Source organism: Peterkaempfera podocarpi (genome assembly GCF_042466665.1).
Classification (GTDB): Bacteria; Actinomycetota; Actinomycetes; order Streptomycetales; family Streptomycetaceae; genus Peterkaempfera; species Peterkaempfera podocarpi.
Genome location: NZ_CP162102.1, coordinates 8,541,290 through 8,561,101 on the forward strand (window position 1 = coordinate 8,541,290; position 19,812 = coordinate 8,561,101).

At 70.3% G+C, this 19,812-nt stretch carries 17 protein-coding genes; 10 read left to right on the forward strand and 7 right to left on the reverse strand.

All coding sequences use genetic code 11. The annotated features are described in order from the left end of the window. Window positions 1–63 precede the first annotated feature (63 nt). On the forward strand, window positions 64–1,257 hold the full coding sequence (locus AB0761_RS37145) for an MFS transporter (protein ID WP_377273682.1): 1,194 nt from the start codon (window positions 64–66) through the stop codon (window positions 1,255–1,257). Window positions 1,258–1,588: 331 nt separating this feature from the next. After that, entirely contained in the window at window positions 1,589–1,891 is a 303-nt protein-coding gene (locus AB0761_RS37150; protein ID WP_377273683.1) for a DUF4158 domain-containing protein, read from the forward strand. Between the two features lie 144 nt (window positions 1,892–2,035). Here the strand turns inward: AB0761_RS37150 and AB0761_RS37155 are convergent, their stop codons facing one another. Beyond that, on the reverse strand, window positions 2,036–3,418 hold the full coding sequence (locus AB0761_RS37155) for a rhodanese-like domain-containing protein (protein ID WP_377273684.1): 1,383 nt from the start codon (window positions 3,416–3,418) through the stop codon (window positions 2,036–2,038). A 268-nt stretch (window positions 3,419–3,686) separates the two neighbouring features. Here AB0761_RS37155 and AB0761_RS37160 point away from each other — a divergent pair, with 268 nt between their 5' ends. The 3 genes from AB0761_RS37160 (at window position 3,687) to AB0761_RS37170 (ending at window position 5,482) form a co-directional block, all read left to right on the forward strand. Then, window positions 3,687–4,049, forward strand: coding sequence for a rhodanese-like domain-containing protein (locus tag AB0761_RS37160; RefSeq protein ID WP_377273685.1), 363 nt, complete (start codon window positions 3,687–3,689; stop codon window positions 4,047–4,049). Next, complete coding sequence (locus AB0761_RS37165; protein WP_377273686.1) at window positions 4,046–4,792, forward strand: sulfite exporter TauE/SafE family protein; 747 nt, start codon at window positions 4,046–4,048, stop codon at window positions 4,790–4,792. Before AB0761_RS37160 ends, AB0761_RS37165 begins: the two co-directional genes overlap by 4 nt. Window positions 4,793–4,912: 120 nt before the next feature. Further along, window positions 4,913–5,482, forward strand: a complete 570-nt coding sequence (locus AB0761_RS37170) for a rhodanese-like domain-containing protein (protein ID WP_377273687.1) — start codon at window positions 4,913–4,915, stop codon at window positions 5,480–5,482. 805 nt (window positions 5,483–6,287) lie between these two features. On the opposite strand, the gene AB0761_RS37175 is transcribed toward AB0761_RS37170, so the two are convergent. Further along, window positions 6,288–7,388, reverse strand: coding sequence for an NADH:flavin oxidoreductase/NADH oxidase (locus AB0761_RS37175; RefSeq protein ID WP_377273688.1), 1,101 nt, complete (start codon window positions 7,386–7,388; stop codon window positions 6,288–6,290). A 484-nt stretch (window positions 7,389–7,872) separates the two neighbouring features. On the opposite strand from AB0761_RS37175, the gene AB0761_RS37180 reads away from it, so the two are divergent. Continuing rightward, on the forward strand, window positions 7,873–8,238 hold the full coding sequence (locus tag AB0761_RS37180; protein ID WP_377273689.1) for a UBP-type zinc finger domain-containing protein: 366 nt from the start codon (window positions 7,873–7,875) through the stop codon (window positions 8,236–8,238). Window positions 8,239–8,306: 68 nt separating this feature from the next. Here the strand turns inward: AB0761_RS37180 and AB0761_RS37185 are convergent, their stop codons facing one another. The 3 genes from AB0761_RS37185 to AB0761_RS37195 form a co-directional block, all read right to left on the reverse strand. Next, on the reverse strand, window positions 8,307–8,720 hold the full coding sequence (locus tag AB0761_RS37185; protein ID WP_377273690.1) for an SRPBCC family protein: 414 nt from the start codon (window positions 8,718–8,720) through the stop codon (window positions 8,307–8,309). A 50-nt stretch (window positions 8,721–8,770) separates the two neighbouring features. Continuing rightward, window positions 8,771–9,781 carry an aldo/keto reductase gene (locus tag AB0761_RS37190; protein WP_377274520.1) on the reverse strand — a complete coding sequence of 337 codons (1,011 nt, stop codon included), beginning with the start codon at window positions 9,779–9,781 and terminating at the stop codon, window positions 8,771–8,773. Between the two features lie 526 nt (window positions 9,782–10,307). Continuing rightward, window positions 10,308–10,967, reverse strand: a complete 660-nt coding sequence (locus AB0761_RS37195) for an NAD(P)H-binding protein (RefSeq protein ID WP_377273691.1) — start codon at window positions 10,965–10,967, stop codon at window positions 10,308–10,310. Window positions 10,968–11,927: 960 nt separating this feature from the next. On the opposite strand from AB0761_RS37195, the gene AB0761_RS37200 reads away from it, so the two are divergent. The 3 genes from AB0761_RS37200 to AB0761_RS37210 all read left to right on the forward strand — a co-directional run bounded on the left by AB0761_RS37200 (window position 11,928) and on the right by AB0761_RS37210 (window position 15,344). Beyond that, the gene (locus AB0761_RS37200) at window positions 11,928–13,244 is read left to right on the forward strand and encodes a peptidase S8 (RefSeq protein WP_377273692.1); all 1,317 of its coding nucleotides are present in this window, start codon (window positions 11,928–11,930) and stop codon (window positions 13,242–13,244) included. Window positions 13,245–13,285: 41 nt separating this feature from the next. Next, window positions 13,286–13,834, forward strand: coding sequence for a hypothetical protein (locus tag AB0761_RS37205; protein WP_377273693.1), 549 nt, complete (start codon window positions 13,286–13,288; stop codon window positions 13,832–13,834). Between the two features lie 784 nt (window positions 13,835–14,618). Further along, complete coding sequence (locus AB0761_RS37210; RefSeq protein ID WP_377273694.1) at window positions 14,619–15,344, forward strand: alpha/beta hydrolase; 726 nt, start codon at window positions 14,619–14,621, stop codon at window positions 15,342–15,344. A 369-nt stretch (window positions 15,345–15,713) separates the two neighbouring features. On the opposite strand, the gene AB0761_RS37215 is transcribed toward AB0761_RS37210, so the two are convergent. Further along, a complete protein-coding gene (locus AB0761_RS37215; RefSeq protein ID WP_377273695.1) occupies window positions 15,714–17,144 on the reverse strand; it encodes an alpha-amylase family protein in 1,431 nt (476 codons plus the stop codon). Between the two features lie 468 nt (window positions 17,145–17,612). Here AB0761_RS37215 and AB0761_RS37220 point away from each other — a divergent pair, with 468 nt between their 5' ends. Continuing rightward, entirely contained in the window at window positions 17,613–18,329 is a 717-nt protein-coding gene (locus AB0761_RS37220) for a hypothetical protein (RefSeq protein WP_377273696.1), read from the forward strand. 240 nt (window positions 18,330–18,569) lie between these two features. Here AB0761_RS37220 and AB0761_RS37225 read toward each other — a convergent pair whose 3' ends face one another. Then, window positions 18,570–19,742 carry a helix-turn-helix transcriptional regulator gene (locus AB0761_RS37225; protein ID WP_377273697.1) on the reverse strand — a complete coding sequence of 391 codons (1,173 nt, stop codon included), beginning with the start codon at window positions 19,740–19,742 and terminating at the stop codon, window positions 18,570–18,572. Window positions 19,743–19,812: the final 70 nt, after the last annotated feature.

Below are 19,812 nucleotides of genomic sequence, written 5' to 3' on the forward strand. Positions count from 1 at the left end.
CCTGTGCGGCCGCCGACTATGTACGGTGGCCGTCGTGCCTCGCACACCACCGGCTTCTGGTTCGTGGCGCTGTCGCTCACCGTGCTGATGGCTTTTGGGACCGCGCCGACTCCGCTGTGGCCCCTGTATCAGGCTCGGGATCAGTTCGGAGCCACGACGGTCACGCTTGCCTATGCCTCGATGGTCGTGGGCGCGGGAGCAGCCTTCCTCACGTTGGGCCACCTCTCGGACCGGCTCGGGCGGCGCCGCATGATCGTCCCAGCACTACTGGTGGGCATCACCGCCTCGGTCGTGCTGATTGCCTGGCAGGACCTGCCGGCCCTGTTCGTCGGGCGGATCCTCAACGGCGTCGGCCTGGGCCTGATGGCCTCGACCGCGACCGCCTATCTGCACGACCTCCATGCTCGGACCCGGCCCGCCCGAACCAACTCCGCGCTGCCCGGAATCGTGGCAACCGCCGCCAACCTCGGCGGCCTGGCCACTGGTCCGCTCGTCGCAGGAGCCATCGCCCAGTGGCTACCCGAGCCGCTGGTCACCGTTCAAGCCCTGTTCATCGCCGCGATGGCGCTCTGCGTGGCGTTGGTGGTGTCCACTCCGGAGACCGTGGACCGCACGACGTCATCGGCCGCACCGCCGAGCCGATTCGCCCTGCGCCCCGCCAGTCGTGCGGCCTTCTGCGCGGCCGGCGCCCTGGGTGGCTGCGCCTTCGCGATCCTGGGCCTGATCTCCTCGCTGGGAGCCGCCATACTCCACGACAGGATCCACAACGACTCGCACCTCATCGCGGGTCTGGCACCGTTCTTGATGTTCGGCTCGGCCGCCACCGCTCAACTGGTGCTGGGACGCCTGGCCCTGTCCCGCATTCTGACCGTGGGCGTCCTGATCTTCCCCATGGGCCTCGCGCTGTGCGCCGTGGCTCTCAGCCATCCGCTGCTGTCGCTGTACCTGGTCGCCGTGAGCCTCTCGGGGGCGGGCGCCGGCCTGCTGTTCAAGGCAGGTCTCGACCAGGCCGCGGCGGTGGCCGCCCCCGCATCCCGGGCGGGAGTCCTCGCCATCTATTTCGTCATTTCGTACATCGGCATGGGCCTGCCCGCCGTCCTCTTCAGTATCACCTTGCGTCATGCAGGCATCGGGACGGTGATGGCCGGCTTCGCCGCGGTCCTGTCCGCAGGGGCCGCCACCGCGGCGGCGGTCGCCCTTCGCGGGCGGCCACCTCACGGCTCACAGCAGCCGGACTCCGGTCCGAAGCGGGGCTGACGGCTGGGTGATGCCTGGCCGTCCAGGTCCGTGATGGCAACCAGTGGCCGTCCTGGAGGCCTCTTTAGCGGGGGCTGGGCGCAACTTCGGCGGCTTCCGGGGTGTCCGAGAGGGCGTTGAACCGAGAACCGAACCTTGGGGTCCGGCCAAGGTGAGCCCGAAAGCCGCCATGTGATGATCTTGAAGTCCTGAGTGTCGGTTCCGCTCTACCGCCGAGGGGTCGGCAGTATCTCGGGTTTCGCTGTTGCGACCTCTCCCGGTTCCGCCCTCGCGATGATCCCGCGCGGGCGTGTGCGGCACGTCCGGCAGGCCGGGCACCGGGTGGGGATGGATGACTTCGATCGAGCGGACCGCGTATCCGCGGTTCATACGGCTGATCACCGCGCGTGAGCTGCACGTGTTCTTCGCGCCGTCCGAGGAGGAGCGGGCCTGGGCGGAGGCTGCGACGGACTCGGATGAGCACTGGCTCACGCTGCTGCTGGCACTGAAGGCGTATCAGCGGATGGGGTGCTTCCCCAAGGCGCACGACGTGCCGGACCAGGTGGTGGAGTTCGTCCGCCGGGCGGCGGAGCTGCCGGAGCACACCCTGCCGGTGTACGGGTTCGGCCGGGCCGCATCAGGGCGGGAGCCCTGATACCTGCAGCACCTTCGGGCCGGTGCCGCCCTGGCGGAGAACGGCACGTGACCCCGGGACCGGGGGCGGCCTGGGGCCATGTGACGGGAGTTGCCTTCGGGAGCGTCCGCGTCCCCGGCCGGGTGTGGGCCGGGGCGGCCGGCGTCAGGCGTGGGCGGGCTGGGCGTGGGTGTGCCAGGCGTTGTAGCCGCCGAGGAGGTCGGAGACGTCGGTGAGGCCGTGGTGGCGCAGGAGGCTGGCGGCGATGGAGGAGCGGTGGCCGCTGGCGCAGTGGACGACCAGGGGCCGGTCGGTGGGGATCTCGTTCAGGCGGTGGGGGAGTTCGGCCAGGGCGATGTGCAGGGAGCCCTCGATGTGGCCGGCTTCGCGTTCGCCGCAGGTGCGCACGTCCAGGACGACGGGCGGCTGCTCGCCGGCGAGCGCGGTGCGGAGCTGGTCGGCGGTGAGGCGGCTGGCGGGGGTGACGTCGTCGGCCAGGGCGGGCAGGGCGTTGCCGGGGTTGCGCAGGTAGCCGGCGATGCGGTCGAAGCCGATGCGGGCGAGACGGGTGATGACCTCGTCCTCGCGGTCCTGCGGGGCGATGATCGCGATGTCGCTCTCGGGGCTGAGGACGGTGCCGGCCTGCTCGGCGAAGCGGCCGTCGACGGGCACGTTGATGGCGCCGCGGACGTGCCCGGTGCCGAAGTCCTGGGGGTTGCGGGCGTCGAGGACGACGGCGCCGGCTGCGCGGGCCTCCTTGAAGCCTTCGGGGCACAGGGGGCGGGCGGGGTTGCGGTCGAGCAGGGGGTGGTTCTGCCGGTTGAGGGTGGCGTCGTGGCCGAAGTAGGCGGGGGCGGCGGACTGGCCGGCGGTGACCAGGGCGACGAAGGTGTCCTGGTCCATGGGCTGGCAGGCGTAGTTGGTCAGGCGCTGCATGCCGATGGTGGACTGCTTCTCGGACGAGAGGTTCTTGCCGCAGGCGGAGCCGGCGCCGTGGGCGGGGAAGACGCGGACGTCGTCGGGCAGGGCCATGAGCTTGTTGTGGACGCTGTCGTAGAGCATCGCGCCGAGTTCGTCGGCGGTGACGCCGGCGGAGGCGAGCAGGTCGGGGCGGCCGACGTCGCCGATGAACAGGGCGTCGCCGGTGAGCACGCCGTAGGGGGCGTCGTCGGCGGCGTGCTCGTGGACGAGAACGCTGACCGACTCGGGGGTGTGTCCCGGGGTTTCCATGATCTGCAGGGTGACGTCGCCGAGGGAGATGCGTTCGCCGTCGGCCAGGTGGCGGACGGGGTACTCGGTCTCGGCGCGGCGGCCGTAGCCGATCCAGGCGCCGGTGCGGGCGGCGAGTTCCAGGTGGCCGGCGAGGAAGTCGGCGTGGAAGTGGGTGTTGATCACGCCGACGACGGTCAGGCCGCGGGCGGTGGCGTCGGCGAGGTACTCGTCGACGTCCCGTCGGGGGTCGACGATCACGGCCTGGCCGGTGGTCTCGTCAGCGATCAGGTACGAGGCCTGGGACAGGCAGTCGAGGTAGTACTGGCTGAAGATCACGGATTGTCTCCTCGTCGGGGCCTGTGGGGGCTGACCACACCCTCCAACATACCCCTGGGGGTATGAGTTCCAGAGCCGGTCCAGTGTGACGCTTCGAACGCCCTGCGGCCGCCCGCCGGATACCAGGGGGGGTATAGGCTGGGAGGCGAAGCATACCCCCAGGGGTATTGAGAAGGATCTCGGGACCGCCCCCACCGCTCCCCAGAGCCGGGCATGTCACCGGCCCCTCTTCCACTGTGCCCCCGCAGGTCAGAAAAGGACGAGCACCATGTTCTCCACCCGGACCCCGGCCCTTGCCGAGATATCCCCGGCCGACGCCCAGCAGCGTGCCGCCACCGGCGAGGCCGTGCTGCTGGACGTACGCGAGGCCGACGAGTACCGGGCGGGTCACGCCCCCGGCGCGCTGTGGCACACCCTGGGCGAGGTGGCCTCCGGTGCCGGGCTGCCGGCCGAGGCCGGCGGGCACCCGCTACTGGTGATCTGCCGCTCCGGGAACCGGTCGGGCAAGGCCGCCGAGATCCTGGCCAGGCGCGGCCTGGGAGCCTGGAACGTCACCGGCGGGATGCGCGCCTGGGCCGACGCAGGCCTGCCGGTGCACGACGCTGCGGGAAACGGCGGGCGGGTGCTGTGACCACGCTTGTGCTCGCCCTGATCGCCGGGGCCGTGGTCGGCCTGGCGCTGGGCGGCCTGGGTGGCGGCGGCAGCATGCTCGCCGTCCCCGCCCTGATCTACCTGCTGGGCTTCGCACCCGCCCAGGCGACCACCGCGGCCCTGCTGATCGTGGCGGCCACGTCGGTGACCGGTCTGCTGGCCCACGCTCGGGCCGGCCGGGTCCGCTGGCGCACCGGCGCCCTGTTCGCCGCGGCTGGCCTGCCTGCCGCGGCCGCCACCGGGGCGCTGTCCTCGGCCATCCCGGGCGCGGTGCTGACCTGCGCCTTCGCGGTGCTGGCGGCGGTCGCGGCCGGGCGGATGCTCGCCTCGCGCCGCAAGGCCGCGGCGGCGAAGGCGGCGGACGCAGGCCGTTCGGCCGCGACCGGTGCCGGGCTCGGCGCGGTCACCGGCCTGCTCGGCGTCGGCGGCGGCTTCCTCGCCGTCCCCGCCCTGGTCTCCGTCCTGGCCCTGCCCATGGCCGAGGCGGTCGGCACCAGCCTGCTGGTCATCACCGCCAACAGCACCGCCGCCCTGATCCCCCGGCTGGCCACCGCGACCGGCATCGACTGGGCCGTCGTCGGACCCTTCACCGCCACCGCGATCCTCGGCGCCTGGGACGGCAAACGCCTGGCCGGCAAGCTCTCCGGCGCCACCCTGCAGAAAATCTTCGCCGGAGCCCTGCTCGCGGTCGCTGCCCTGATGCTCCTCGACGCCCTCACCTGACCAGGTCGTCCCCGACCCGGGTTCCCCCTCTCGTCCAGCCGGGCGCCCGTTCCGCCCAACCCCGCCCCACCCCCGGGGTCGGACCTCTTTGCCTCACACCCCATGGAAGGAAACCCCCTCATGGCCACCACCTCGTTGACCGTCCAGGAACTGCAGCCCCGCCTGGAGCAGCTGACCGTGATCGATGTGCGTTCTCCCGGTGAGTTCGCCTCGGGGCACATCCCCGGCGCCCACAACGTCCCCCTGGACCAGGTCCAGCAGGCCCTGCCCGTGCTGCGCAAGGTCGCCGAGCGCGGCGAGATCGCCGTGGTGTGCGCCTCCGGTGCCCGCTCGCAGAACGCCTGCAACCAGCTCGCGGCCGCCGGTATCGCCGCCGCCACCGTGGTCGGTGGCACCTCCGCCTGGGCCCAGGACGGCAAGCCCCTCAACCGGCCCGCCGGCGCCCGCACCGTGTGGGCCATGGACCGCCAGGTCCGCCTCGCCGCCGGCACCCTGGTCCTGATCGGCCTGCTCGGCGACCTCGCCCTGCCCGGCCTGCGCTGGCTGTCCGCCGGCGTCGGCGCCGGCCTGGTCTTCTCCGCCCTGACCAACACCTGCGCCATGGGCAACATGCTCGGCAAGCTCCCCTACAACCGGCGCGCCCATCAGGCGTTCGACCTGAACGCCGCCCTGAACGCCCTGCGAGGCTGACACCTCGACGGCATTCCCAGCCCCCGTTGCTGATTCACCATGATCATCCCGTGGCGGCTTCTGGGCTCACCTTGGCTGCATCCCAACCTCGGCGGGGCAGGCGGCAGCGCCCGGCCTGCGGAGCGGAACGGACATCGTGGCCGGTGGGTGATCAGCAGGAGGCCGGGCGGGCGAATGGCAGTTCGACGCTCGGCTTGCGTACGGTTGCCCGGCGAACGGCGCGGCCGGGGATCAGGCCGGCGCCGACCCGGCGGCCGTGGCGTGAATCTTCGTGGCGCCCGGCGTGTGGTGGCGGTGCTCCGGGTGACGCCATGGCGAGGTACATCGTGGAGGCCGGGTTGGGACTCCGCGTAGCGAACCGCAACCGGGCCCTTGCGGAACCGCTGGGTGGCGTCGGTCGGTGGTGGGCAAAACGGCGGCCGACGCCTTCCTCAGCGCCGACGTCGTCCTCACCGCTCTCGCCGACGAGCAGGTGGTCTCCGAGGTCATGAACCTGGCGCGGGGACGGCCTCGGCGATGATGCGGTGTGGGTGCAGTCGTGCGGATGCCCGCGACGTCCAACCGTTCCTGGACGCCCTGGGATCCCGCACCGTCCGGCGTGACGAGGTGGGATGCAGGGCCCCGAACTTGCTGCCGCCGTCACCGAACCGCTCGTTCTCGATCTGACAGGACCGGGCGCCACCACCGTCACGGTCCACCCCGCGGCCCGGCCGGGCGGGCAACTGGGCTCGCAGCCCTTGGGGGTGTGCGAGCCCAGTTACGCCCAACCGGTCAGGGGCGACAGACACACGCCGACGCAGGGTGGTCAGGCGCGGTGGTACTGGATGGGGGAGGGGACCTGACCGCCGAGTTCTTCGGCGGCGCGGCGCGCCCAGTAGGGGTTGCGCAGCAGTTCCCGGGCCAGGAGGACGGCGTCTGCCTTTCCGGAGGTGAGGATCTCCTGGGCCTGGGCCGGCTCGGTGATCATGCCGACTGCCGCCACCGGCATCCCCGTTTCGTTGCGGACGCGCTCGGCGAAGGGCACCTGGTAGCCCGGACCGGTGACGATCTTCGCGTCAGGGACGTTGGCGCCGGTGGAGATGTCCATCAGGTCCACTCCGCGGGCCTGGAGCTCCTTGGCGAATCGGACGGTGTCGTCCGCGGTCCACCCTTCCCGGGCGTCCTCGGGGTTCTCAGTGAGCCAGTCCGTGGCGGAGATGCGGAAGAAGACCGGAAGGTCGTCCGGCCACGCGGCGCGCACGGCGTCGACGACCTCCAGGGCGAACCGGGTGCGCCCCTCGAACGAGCCGCCGTACTCGTCGGTGCGGTGGTTGCTGTGGGGGGAGAGGAACTGGTGGATCAGGTAGCCGTGTGCTCCGTGGATCTCGGCGACCTCGAATCCGGCCGCGAGCGCGCGCTCGGCGGCCTCGGCGAACTCCCGAACGATGGCCCGGATGCCTGCTGTGGTGAGTTCCTCGGGGGTCGTCGATGTGTCGCTGAAGGGAAGAGCGCTGGGGCCGACAGGGGTCCAGCCATGGGCCTCGCCCGGAGCGATCCGGCGTCCGCGGTCGACCCAGGTCCGCTCGGTGGAGGCCTTCCGACCCGCGTGGGCCAGCTGGATACCGGCAACGGTGCCCTGTGTCTTCAGGAACGCGGTGATGCGCTGGAAGGCGGAGACCTGTGTGTCGTTCCAGATGCCCAGGTCATAGGGGGAGATCCGGCCCTCGGGGCTGACGGCCGTGGCCTCGGTGATGATCAGGCCGGTGCCGCCGGAGGCACGCGCGGCGAGGTGAGCGAAGTGCCAGTCCGTCGGGACGCCGACCGCTTCGCCCTCTGGCGCCGCACTGTACTGGCACATCGCCGCCATCCAGATGCGGTTGGGGATGGTCAGTGACCTGAGGGTGTAGGGGGTGAAGAGGGAAATCAACTCGATGACTCCTATGCGTGGCCTGGCGGTCCTGCGGCGAAGCGCCGTGATCGGCTCGTGTCGGCTGAGCGGCGGTTCTGGGTAACAAGAGCACTGGCATGCGGGGTGATTATTTCGGCTTGTAACCCGCGTATGAAAGTTTTCCGGGCGGCCCCAGCTCTGGTCGGCCTGCCAGGGGCTCCTCAGGGGAGTGCGTGCACGCCGACCGGCACCGCTCGCCGGGTGCCGGCGCTGCGCCGCGAGGCGGTCGCGTAACTGGTGAGGTCGGCGTCACGCCCGCCTCAAACAGGGCAGGCAGCCGAACGCCGCCGACTGCTCGACCTGGCGCGCACGCAGACCACCCCGACCGATCGGCGATGCCGGATCTCGCCCGGATGATGATTCGGGCCTTCATTCTGCGTCGTCCGGGGTTCATCCGGCACGGCCAGGCGACACCGTCAGCACAGCGCGACAATGAGGGTAACCCCCCGCAGGGAGACAGCTCATGGCCAACGAAGACGCTATTCCCAATATCAACCCCGCGGTACCTCCGAGCGGCGACGGCTGCTTCGAGTGCCTGGCAGGCGACGCCCCCGGCTGGTGGTTCCATCTGCGCCGCTGCGCCGCATGCGGACACATCGGCTGCTGCGACTCTTCTCCCGCGCAGCACGCTACCCAGCACGCACGCGAGGCCGGCCACGCGTATTTCGCCAGCTACGAGCCCGGGGAGAGCTGGCTGTGGAATATCGACACCGAGCAGTTCTACACCGGCGCGCCCGTGCTTGCTCCGCCCGCCGCACACCCGGCATCCCAACCCGTTCCGGGACCTCGAGGCCGTGTGCCGGACGACTGGCAGCAACAGCTCCACTGACGGCTGAGTGCCGCCCCCCGCCCAGAAGTACGCAAAGGAGCGCCCCGAAGGACTTCCGGAATCGACCACTAAAGCGACTTGTGCATGGCCTCCAGGCCGTCGCGGTAAATGCTGGTGAAGAGTGCGACCACTTCGTCTTCCGTAGCGCCCTCAGGGGTGAACCGCCCCCACCACTGCACTTCGGCGGCCTGGGGATCTCCGGTCACCGCATACACCCGTAGCGTGGACAGGTAGTCCACTACCGGGAACGGCGCCTGAAGGATGGCGTAGCTGTAGCGGCGCTCGGTCTCGTTGAACTCCACGAGACGCTCGATGATGACGTCGCCGTCAGGGTTGGTCAGCCTCCGGGTGCGGCCCCCTTCTTCCAGGGTGCTGCTGGCGATGTAGGGCAGCCATTCGGGCAGCGAACCAAAGCCGCCGACCAGGTGCCACACACGGTCGGGGGAGGCCGGGACGATCCGGCTCACCGAGGTCGAAGCCATGACGTACCTCCAGACGTGTCACTGCGGAATCCGGTGAGGGCCGGGGCGGCTCAGGCGCCACCCGGCAGGGGGGCCTGCGGGCTGATCAGCTCGTTCTCACGCAGCTCCCGCCAGAAGGCAACCGGGACCTGCTCGTGGAGGGCGGCGAGGTCCTCGGCGATGCGGCTGGGCTTGGTCGCGCCGGGGATCACGGCAACGGATACCGGGTGGGCGAGGCAGAAGTGCACAGCAGCGGCCTTGATGCTCACTCCGTGACGGTCGGCGATCTCCTTGATGCGCCGGACCCGTTCGATGATCTCCGGGGGCGCCTCCTGGTACTCGAAGTGGGCACCGCCGGCCAGGATGCCGGAGCTGTAGGGGCCTCCGATGACCATGCCGACGCCCTGCTCCTCTGCCATGGGCAGCAGTCGCTGCAGGGCGTGCTCGTGATCCAGCAGCGTGTAACGCCCGGCGAGGAGGAATCCGTCGGGCTGCGGCTCTTCCAGAGCCAGGGTCAGCTCGATCGGCTCGGTGCGGTTGACTCCAAGCCCCCATGCCTTGATGACGCCCTCGTCCCGCAGCCGGGACAGGACACGGAAAGCTCCAGTGCGGGCTTCTTCGAATTTGCTCAGCCACAGATCGCCGTGGAAGTCCTGGGCGATGTCGTGCACCCAGACCAGGTCCAGCCGGTCCACACCGAGACGCTTCAGACTGCCCTCGATCGACCGCTCAGTGGCCTCGGCCGTCCACTCGTGCACGATCTTGTTCGGACGGCCATGCTCGAACAGGCTCCCCTTCTCGCCGAGATCACGGGTGCCGGAATCGACCTCGTCCAGGATGACGCGGCCGACCTTCGTGGACAGCACGAACTGCTCCCGCGGCTTGTGCGACAGCAGCCCTCCCAGCCGGATCTCCGCAAGGCCCGCCCCGTAAAGCGGAGCGGTGTCGTAGTAGCGAATGCCTTGATCCCAGGCAGCATCCAGCGTTGCGGTCACCTCGTCGTCCGGAACCGCGCGGAACATGTTGCCCATCGGAGCTGTACCGAAGCCGATGCGGTCGGGAAGGATCTTGCCAAGTCTCATGGAATTGGTCCTTTCGAAGTGGCTGGCCTTCGGGCGGAGAATCGCTCCATGTGCCGGGTCGCCGTCAGGGGCCCACCCGCACCGGAGCACCGACATCCGTCGCGGGTGCCTTTCCCCTGCCCGTGTCCCCCGGGCGGCGACGCCCAACGGGAAGCAGCCCGGTCGGGGGTCCGCGCGAAGCCCGCCCACGTCGCAGACGGCGACGCCCGCCGATCCAGGCGCCCAGCCCCCAGCCGTGAGTCGCACTGCGCTCAAGAGTGACTGCCCGCCACCACTGCCGGTCAGGGGCCACATGCCAGCACGGGGCGCCCGCGGCGATGGACGCCGAAACTCGGCATCACGGGATCACATGTATCGCCTCCACGCTCCTCAGGGCGTCCCGTCATGTCCGATTAAGGTGCTTCCATCAGAGTATTTCTCGCTTGCCGCATGTTCGCACCACCTCGGCCGACACGATCCGACCAAGGGCGCACACGGGGGTTTTCGCTCGGGACAGGCAGCAAGGCCCCACTCCCAGCGGAGCCGTTCACCGGGCGGCTTGCGCAACCGCCTTGTTCACCGGCGTGTCCCCGCCGATCAACTCCAGCGTCCGCCCTGCCGTCCCCGGCTCGTCGAGCAGGCCGACGAGCACGGCCGCCACATCGTCGCGCGTGACGTCCGCACGCCCGGTGGACTCGGCCAGCGTCACAAGGCCAGTGCCCGGTTCATCGGTCAGCCGGCCCGGCCGCAGGATGGTCCAATCGAGCCCGGTCCGCGCCCGCACGTCCGCATCCGCAGCGCCCTTGGCCCGCAGATACGCGGCGAACCCCGGGTCGGTGCCCTCCGGGGGCTCTCGGTCCACGCGCATCGCAGACACCACGATGAAGCGCCGCACCCCGGCCGCCTCAGCCGCATCCGCGAACAGGACAGCCGCCGCGTGGTCGACCGTGCTCTTGCGGGTGATCCCACTGCCCGCCCCGGCTCCAGCCGCGAAGACGACCGCGTCCGCGGCTTCCACATGCCCGGCGACGTCACCGACCGTTGCCGATTCCAGGTCGCACACGACGGGCTCGGCGCCCACCGCCAGCAGATCGCCCGCCTGCTCCGGCCTGCGGATGATCCCTACGGCGTCGTCCCCGCGCGCGGCGAGCAGCCTTTCGAGCCGCAGCGCGATCTGACCATGACCACCAGCGATGACGATGCGCATACACCGCATCGTAGGCTCCGACGATCGCCTGCTGCTCGGCGAGCTCGTCGCCGGCGTCGGCCGCGAGCGACGTGAGGACGACCGCCGCCAGCACCACGAGTTCCCGGAACAGCCGGGGCATGACCGCCTTTGCGGCCGGACGGTCGCAGGCCTCACCACTCCCGCCGAGAACCCGGTCGCCGCACCGACTGAAACCGGAGGGCGATGTACGCCAGGTGCGTGCGCCCGGGCTGTCGGCTCGAGGTCGTGCCGCTCCCTACGGGCGGTCGGGGCCGCGGGCCGGCGCCATGTGCAGCGCGCTGCCGAGCGCGGGGTGACGACGCCCGCTCGACATCGTGGAGCACATCGTCAGCAACGGGGCCCGGCCGGATGCGCGTTGGGTGGCCGTTCGCTGATCCGCGGGCTGTCGCCGGCCCGGGTGAGGGCTGGGGGCGTCGGCACCGACCGCGCCTCGACGTATCCCTGCGCCCGCGACAGCAAGCCGGACACCCTCACCGCGTTCCGGCTCCGCCGCGGCGGGTTGGCGGAACTCCCGCAGCGCATGGGCGCATTGCGGCCCGTGCGGTCGACACGCGGGCCGGGAGTCGGCGAGCGGCGCGGTCCGGGTGCCTCGCCGGTGCCGGACCCGGGTGGCGGCGGGCGCCGTCCAGTGGCCGGGGATCGTGAAGCGGCTGGGACTGGTCGTGGTGGCGGGCCGGCCTGTCTGTGACGTCGCGTCAGAAAAATTATCGGTCATCCGAAGAACTCTCCACCGGGCGGGGTGATCCCACTGAGGACATGCATCACATCACGGCGGCCGAGGCACTCCGCGTCAGCGGAATGCGGCAGCCGCCGTGGGACGCGTCCGTGCCCAACACGTCGGACGTAGAAGGGATCCGTGAATCCGTGGATCGAATAAGAGGGAGACGGCCGGCCATACGCACGGCCGACGCGGGCTGGAGGACCGGGACACTGGCGGTGGTGGTCTCCACCCTGGTGGTCGGATCACTGGCCTCCTCCCAGGCCGTGGCCGCGTCGCCGGCGGGCAACGCGGCCGCCCGGGCAGCTGCCGTCGCCGACAGCGGCGACCCGGTCGTCCGGCTGCGCCAGGAGGTGCGGTCCGGGTCTTTGCTGGCCGGGCACGGCGTGCGCGCCGTCTGCCCGCAGTGCGCGGCCCAGATCGTCACCGCGAAGAACGGCAGCGCCACGCCGCTGCGCACGTCCGCGCCGGCGGGCTACGGTCCGCAGGACCTGGCCAAGGCGTACGGTCTGCCCGCGACGTCCAAGAGCACGGCGACCATCGCGATCATCGACGCGGGCGTGGATGCCACCCTCGCCTCCGACCTGGCCACCTACCGCTCCACCTACGGCCTGCCGGCCTGCGACACGGCCTCCGGCTGCCTCACCCTGAAGAACTACACCGGTGGCAAGCAGCCGGCGCCGCAGAAGCACGGCGCCGGAGCGGCTCTCGAGGAAGAACTCGCCGTCGAGACCTCGCTCGACCTCGACGCGGCCTCCGCCGCGTGCCCCTCCTGCCGCCTGATGGAAATCTCCGTGCCCTGGCAGGACGGCGAGGACGACAACGACGTCTCCACCGGCGACTTCGCCACGGCGGTGAACACCGCGGTGGCCTCCCACGCCTCCGCGGTCAGCATCAGCTACGGCTACACCGCGGACGTGACCAACACCAGCGGCGTCGACCTGAAGGCGCTCACGCGCAAGGGTGTCGCGATCACCGCCTCCACCGGGGACTCCGGCTTCAACGGCGGCATCCACCAGTCCTGGCCGTCCAACCTGCCCTCGGTGATCGCTGTGGGCGGCGTCACCCTGCCCACCACCGGCCCGGCGACCGCCTGGTGGGCCGCGGGCAGCGGCTGCGAGACCGACTTCGCCGCCGCGACCGGGCAGCCCGCCTCGGCCACCGCCGCATGCGGCCATCACCGGGCCGCCGCCGACGTGTCCGCGGACGCCGACCCGGCGACCGGCCTGGCCGTCTACGACACCTACGCGCCGAGCAGCGGCGAGCCCAACGACTGGACGATTGTGGGCGGCACGAGCGCCTCCGCACCGTACATCGCGGGCCTGTACGCCCGCGCCGGCCACCTGGCCTCCGTCCAGGGCCCCAACACCCTCTACAAGGCCCCGAAGTCCGACTTCACGGACATCACCAGCGGCAACAACGAGGACTACCACCAGTGCGCCGACTACCCCGGCATCAGCGCATCGCTGTGCAACGCCGCCGCGGGCTGGGACGGACTGACCGGAATCGGCATGCCCCACAGCCTCGGCGCGTTCTGATCCGCACCTTCCACCGACGAGAAAGACAAGGACCCATCCCCATGCGTCCAAGAACTCGGGCCACAGCGATCGCGGCGGCGCTGTCCGCCGCGCTCCTGACCGGCTCCGGAATGGCCAGCGCCACCACTGCCGCCGCCCCCGCTGCCCCTGCCTCCAAGGCAGCGGTCCGGCCCTGCACCGCCAACAACGTGTCGTTCTACTTCGGCGGCTTCTCCTACGGGCTCAGCCACCGCAGCTTCGACCTCACGCTGCTCGCACACGACGGAATCACCTGCAGCCTCAGCGACACCCCCCTGATCACCGTCAGCTCTCCGCCGGACGAGACCAGGAAGGTCCCCGTGACCGTCAACGGCCGCGGTGGCACCCTCGTGCTGCGCTCCGACTCGCCGCTGCACGCGACCGTCTTCTACTCCGCCCCTGACACGCAAGAAGACAAGCGGGAGGTCAACGGCCTCACGCTTGCCATGCCCGACGGGACCAGCCGCGTGACGAGCTTCCTCTTCCCCGGCACGACCGACATCTACAAGGGCGGCGTGTCCGTCACGTCGTGGGAGACCGGTATCGGCATGGGCGAGGGCGAGGAGCACTGACTGAGCGCGCTGACGCCGGTCAGGTCCCCGTGTCGGCACGGGGGACCTGACCGCCGTACAGCTGATCGCTGCGTCATCACCCGGTGAGCGTGTCCTGGTGGCAGGGACTCGTACCCGGGTATCGGGAGACCGAAGCCGGCGGCGGCACGCGAAGGCGTCCCGAGCCGCGTCGGGTACGACGAGGGGCCCGGCCATCCGGTCCGGGCCCCTTCCGACCGACATCCTGCATCACGCCCGACGGAGCCGTTCGTTCTCCACGGCGCCGAGAGCGATGGCGATCCGAACACCGGTCGCGGCGACTTCCTCGCGCAGTTTTCGGCGTTACCGGCAGCCCCGGGGTCAGGGCGTCCTCATGATCGGCAGTGGTGCACCCGGGCCCGAGGCCGGCGACCGCTCTACGGATGGCGCCGCGGTTGAGGCCAGGCTCGCGGGCCAGGGCGGCGATGGACCGGCCGTCCATTACGCGACGCGGACGGCGTCGGTCTCCTGTCCCGCTTCATGCCTGGATCCCTCCCTCTGAACCTTCCCCCTGCCTGCACCCAGGCACCCAGCAGCGCGCACACATTCCCCGCCACCACCAGGACGGCACCCATGAGTGAGTCCGACACGGCGTCCGCCGATCCGTCAGAAGATCCGCCGGAACGCTGTGCATTGCTGCCCGCCGCTGCGTGACGACGTCGAACAATGACTCTGCGCCCGGGGGCACCGGGGGCGTCTCGGCCCCGCCGCACCGCCGGGGTGCCGTCGTGCGTACGCTGGCACCCCGCTGCTCGAGGGAGGAACCTTGGGAAAGTTGCTGGAGTCGGTGCATCTCGCCGACGGCGAAGAGCTGGCCTGCGTCATGGTGGAGCCGGATGACCCGATCCGCCCCGAACACGTCGTGATCATGCATGGTGCGGGCAGCGGCAGCAAGACCCGGACGCTACCCCTCGCCGAGACCTTCGCCGCGGCCGGCCACCGTGCGATCGCGTTCGACTTCTCCGGCCACGGGGCGAGCACCGGGATGCTGTCGGAGCTGAGCCTGCGGCGCCGCTTCGAGCAGGCCCGCAGCGTCATCGACCACCACACCGGCGACGCGCCGTTGATCCTGGTCGGGTTCAGCATGAGCGGCCAGACCGTCGCCGACCTCACCGACCACTACCGCGACCGCGTGGGAACCATCTGCCTGTGCGCACCTGCCGCCTACGCTCCCGACGCGTGGGACGTGCGCTTCGGGGACGGCTTCACCGATCTGATCCGCCAGCCCCGCAGTTGGACGGCCAGCCGCACCTTTGCAACGTTCCGTGCCTTCGCCGGCCGGGCCGTCCTCGCTCTCCCTGAGCACGACGCGGTGATCCCGCCGGGGGTGACGCTCCGCATCGAGGCAGCACTGCGGACCCAGGCTCGGTTCCAGAAGTTCGTCTTCACGGAAGCGGATCACCGTCTTGGCCTGTGGCTGGCGGAGCACCCGGAGGACCGGCGGCGGCTGGTGGACCTGTGCACGTCGGCTGAGGGCACTGCGGTCCAGTGAGGCTCGAAGCATTCGCAGGAGGCCTTGCGGTCCCCTGGGAGCGGCCCCAGGCTCTAGCCGACGGCGACGAGCACGCGAGCGCCAGCAGACTGCAACAGGTGACGACAGCGCTGCCCAACGGCGGTGACCGGTCAGTCTCGGGTGGCGCCCTCGGGCCAGATGACGCGTGCGGGGACGCCGGTGCGACAGGCGTAGGCGACGACGTCGGTGGTGCCGCCGTAGCCGCGGGGCTGCCAGCCCATCCCACACGGCGATCAGCCCTTGCTTCCTGCACATCGGTGCCACCGATTCACCTCCGACTCAAGGTCGAACCCATGGGGACACCCCCGCCGCCTGCCCGGTGGCGGCGGGGGCGGCCGGCTCTGCCGGTCAGCCGCCGGCGCCCACGTAGAGCGCGATGGCGTCACCTGTACCGACCGTGGCGGTGAACTGCCCGGAGGAGTTCACCGTGTACTTCGGGCCGGTGCAGCCACCGCCGCTGCTCGGGTCGCCGTGCTGGACGTCGCAGTAGCTGCCGGCCGGCAGCGAAGTCTGGAAGGTCCGGGTGATCGAACCGCCCTCATGGTTGATGGCGACGTAGCCCTTGCTGCCGCGGCCGAAGGCGATGGCGTTGTTGCCGTTGTCCCACCAGTTGGTCACCGAGGTTCCGGCCACCGCGTTGCGGAAGGCGACCATGTTCATGATCTGGCGCCAGTAGTGCTGGCACTTCCAGCCGTCGCTGAAGCAGGCGTTGACCGTGCCGCCGTTGGGCGGTCCGGCGTCGATGTCGCTGAACTCGTAGCCGGAGTAGACGTTGGGCGAGCCGTAGGGCCAGGCCAGCAGGTAGACGTTGGCCAGGGTGTAGGTGTTGCCGTTCTTGTAGTTCAGCGTGGAGCCGTTGCGCTCGGTGTCCCAGTTGTCCACGAAGGTGCGGGCCTGGTTGCTGGGCAGGTAGCCGGCGCCCCAGGAGGCGCCCCAGCTGCTGAGGTAGGCCAGCTTCTCGCTGGTGAAGATGCGCTTGAGATCGTAGGCGCCCATGAACTCGTCGACGTCGCCGGTGCCGGTGTACTCGGTCGGCTGCACCGCCTCGCCGGATCCGTAGATGACCTCCTGCACCCAGAAGATGCCCGGCTTGCTCAGCTTGGCCTTGATCGCCGACAGGTCGGAGGCCGCGATGTGCTTGGCGGCGTCGACCCGGAAGCCGTCCACGCCGAGCGAGATCAGGTCGTTCAGGTAGCCGGCGATGGTGGAGCGTACGTAGTCGCTGCCGGTGTCCAGGTCCGCCAGGCCCGACAGCTCGCAGTTCTGTACGTTGGAGCGGTCGGCGTAGTTGGAGATGTTCTGCCGGCAGGAGTGGAAGTCCTGGTCCTGGTAGTAACCGGGGTAGTTGTACTTGCTGTAGACCGTCCCTCCGGTCCCGGTGCCGGAGCCGGCGCTCATGTGGTTGATCACGGCGTCGGAGATCACCTTCACCCCGGCCGCATGGCAGGTGCTCACCATGCTCTGGAACGCGGCCCGGTCGCCGAGCCGTCCGGCGATCTTGTAGCTGACCGGCTGGTAGCTGGTCCACCACTGGGAGCCCTGGATGTGCTCCTGCGGCGGGGAGACCTCGACGTAGCCGTACCCCTTGGGGCCCAGGACGTTGGTGCACTCCCGGGCCACAGAGGAGAACTTCCACTCGAAGAGAGTGGCGGTGACGTCCTTGCTGCCGGGCGGCGTCGCATGCGCGACCGGCGCCGAGGCGAGGCCGCCGGCCAGCGAGACAGCCAGCGCGGCGGAGAGGGCGGCAGCGCGGAGGCTGCGCGGGGTTCTGGTGATCACGGCGTCTCCCGGGTGGGGTGGGGGCAACGCTTTGCTGAAACTTGCCGAAAGTCATTCCGGTGGCTGGAACCTAGGGCCACGATGTGGGCACGTCAATACATGTGGCAGAGACAGCAGAACCGCTGAGGTTGCCGGGTCGAGCTGCGCGCGTCGAGAACGGCATCCACGCATGTGGACAGCGTCAGCGAGCGTTCCCGCGAGCCGGAATCGAACGCACTGAAGGGTCCAGCCCTTCGGCGTTGAAGGTGTTCAGTGCCTGCAACGCCGGAGTGCCCATGGTGGCAGTCATTGGTGCGGTGAACTGCTCGGATGACTTATCGGCACCCGCACTGTCCCGCCGCCGCCGAGGTCAACGCGACAGCGTGGGCATGAAGCCGGCACCGTGGCCACCAAGAGCTGTCCCGGCTCGCCACGCTGCCGCTGACGTTCAACACCCATCCTCAACAGGAGACCGCTGACGACGCCTCGGTGAACACCGCGGTGAAGGTCGGCTCGCGTCTGCTGATCGGCGGGGGCCAGACGGTCGACCATGTGGAGTCTCCATACGTGTTCGCGTCCGACGACGCGGGAGCGACCGTGCATCGTGTGCCGCTGCCGCCGATCGACGGCGGGCAGCCGTCCACCCCTGTGGGCGACTTCGGCGTCAATGCCAAGGATGTCGTCGGTTTCGGCGCGGCGGCGACCAACGCCTTCGACTTCCACCCCACGGGCACGATCCCCTTCTGGCACAGTGTGGACGGCGGTGCGCACTGGACGTCCGGCAGGATCACCGGGATGCCGCCGGGCACACGGGTGCACAGCGTCCTGTACGCGTCGGGCAACTGGTTCGCCGTGGGCGGCTACGCCAGGGCCGGCGCCTTCTACGACTCCCTCCCGCTGGTCCTCACCAGCCAGGACGGCACCCACTGGATCCGGGTGGACAGTTCGGCGATGGGCACCGGTGAGATCACCGCTGCGACCGTCGACTCTTCGGGCCGCCCGGTCCTGGTCGGCTCGACCCCCCAGCCCAAGTCCAAGCCGAACGCGGCTGCGGTGCGGTGCGGTTCCGTCTGGGTCGGCAACGGGACGACCACGGGCTGGAAGCGGGGTGGCCTCGGCTGCAGCGAGGACCCCCCGACCGCGGCGGCCACCCTCGCGGACGGACGCGTGCTGATCGCGGGAAACCGGGACCTCTGGCTTTCTTGAAGCCAACGGCCAGCACTGTCAGGGGTCCTCAGCGGCCTTCAGCAGGGTCGACGGCGAGGAACGCCGGGACGACGGCCGGTGCCGGTGCCGCTCTGAAATGCCTGGCTGCAGGTCGTAGGGGGTCTGGTGGCGCTCAGGGTCGCGTGGGGAGATGCCGTGGATGATTGCCTCATGGCAAGCTCGGACTGCACGGCGTTGCGCATGCTCTACCTGATCTTCGTCCGGCTCCTCGGTCTACTCCTACTTCTCTCCCGTACCGACCGGGCCATGGACGTAGAGCTGCTCGCCTTGCGCCACGAGGTTGCCGTGCTGCGTCGGCAGCTCGGTGTCCGCCCGCGGCTGACCTGGCCGGAGCGCGCCGTGCTCGCTGCTCTCGCCCGGCGGCTGCCGACGCGGCTGCGTCGGCATCGTCTGGTCGCCCCCGGCACCCTGCTGTCCTGGCACCGCCGGCTGGTGCGCTGGAAGTGGCGGGCCCACTGAGCCCGTGCTCGCGAGCCGACGTAGAGCCCCTTCCGAAGGGCTGCCGGGCTCGGCCGTGTAGGCAATGACCCGCTGATCTGCGCTGCCGGGGATGGACAGGCTCTGGAACGACAACTCCATGACCCCCGCCTGCGGGTGATCAATGTGTTTGACGCCCTCCACACAGGTACGCACCACGTGGCTGGCCCACAGAGCGGCGAACTTGTCGCTCCGGACGGCCAGCTCGCCGATCAACTCTTTCAGCCTGCGGTCGTCGGGATACCGGCCAGCCGTCAGCCGCAGGGAGGCCACAGCCAACCGGGCCTCCTCCTCCCACCGGGGGTACAGGGTTTGGGCTTCCCGGCTCAGAAAGAGGATCTCGGTCAGGTTGGGCCGGCGTGTCGACCGCACCGGGGAGTCCGCGGGAAGGTGGCCGGCCAGCAGGAGATGCCCGAGCCGGTTCCACGCCAGGATGTCATTGCACCTGTTGAGGACCACGGCGGGCACCTCGGTCATGGCATCGAGGAGTTGGATCACGCTGGGTGGCGCGGTTTCGGTGTGCCGCACCTTGTTCCCGCGGTCGGTCACAGGTCGGGCCAGGTCTTGCAGATGGGCCCTCTCGTCGTCACTCAACCTCAGTGTGCGGGCGATGGCGTCCAGGACGGAGTCGGACACGCTGTCGGCGCGCCCCTGCTCCAGCCGCGTGTAGTGGGTGACGCTGACGCCGGCCAGCAGGGCCAGTTCTTCCCTGCGCAAGCCAGGCACCCGGCGTCTTGAACCATAGGACGGCAGGCCGACCTCCTCCGGGGTGAGCTCGGCGCGCCTGGTCCTGAGGAAGCCGCCGAGTTCGGAGTAGGAGGTGGGATCCGGGGAAAGCTTCGGCATCGTCTGCTCCTGATCGGTCGATGGCTGCCCGCTCACGAGGTCCGGGACCGCCGCGTGGCGGATGGACAACCGGTGTACAGGTCGCCCTCCGGGACCGACGTCAATCGTAGGGTGAATATTTCCCCTTGCCGCCTTTCGT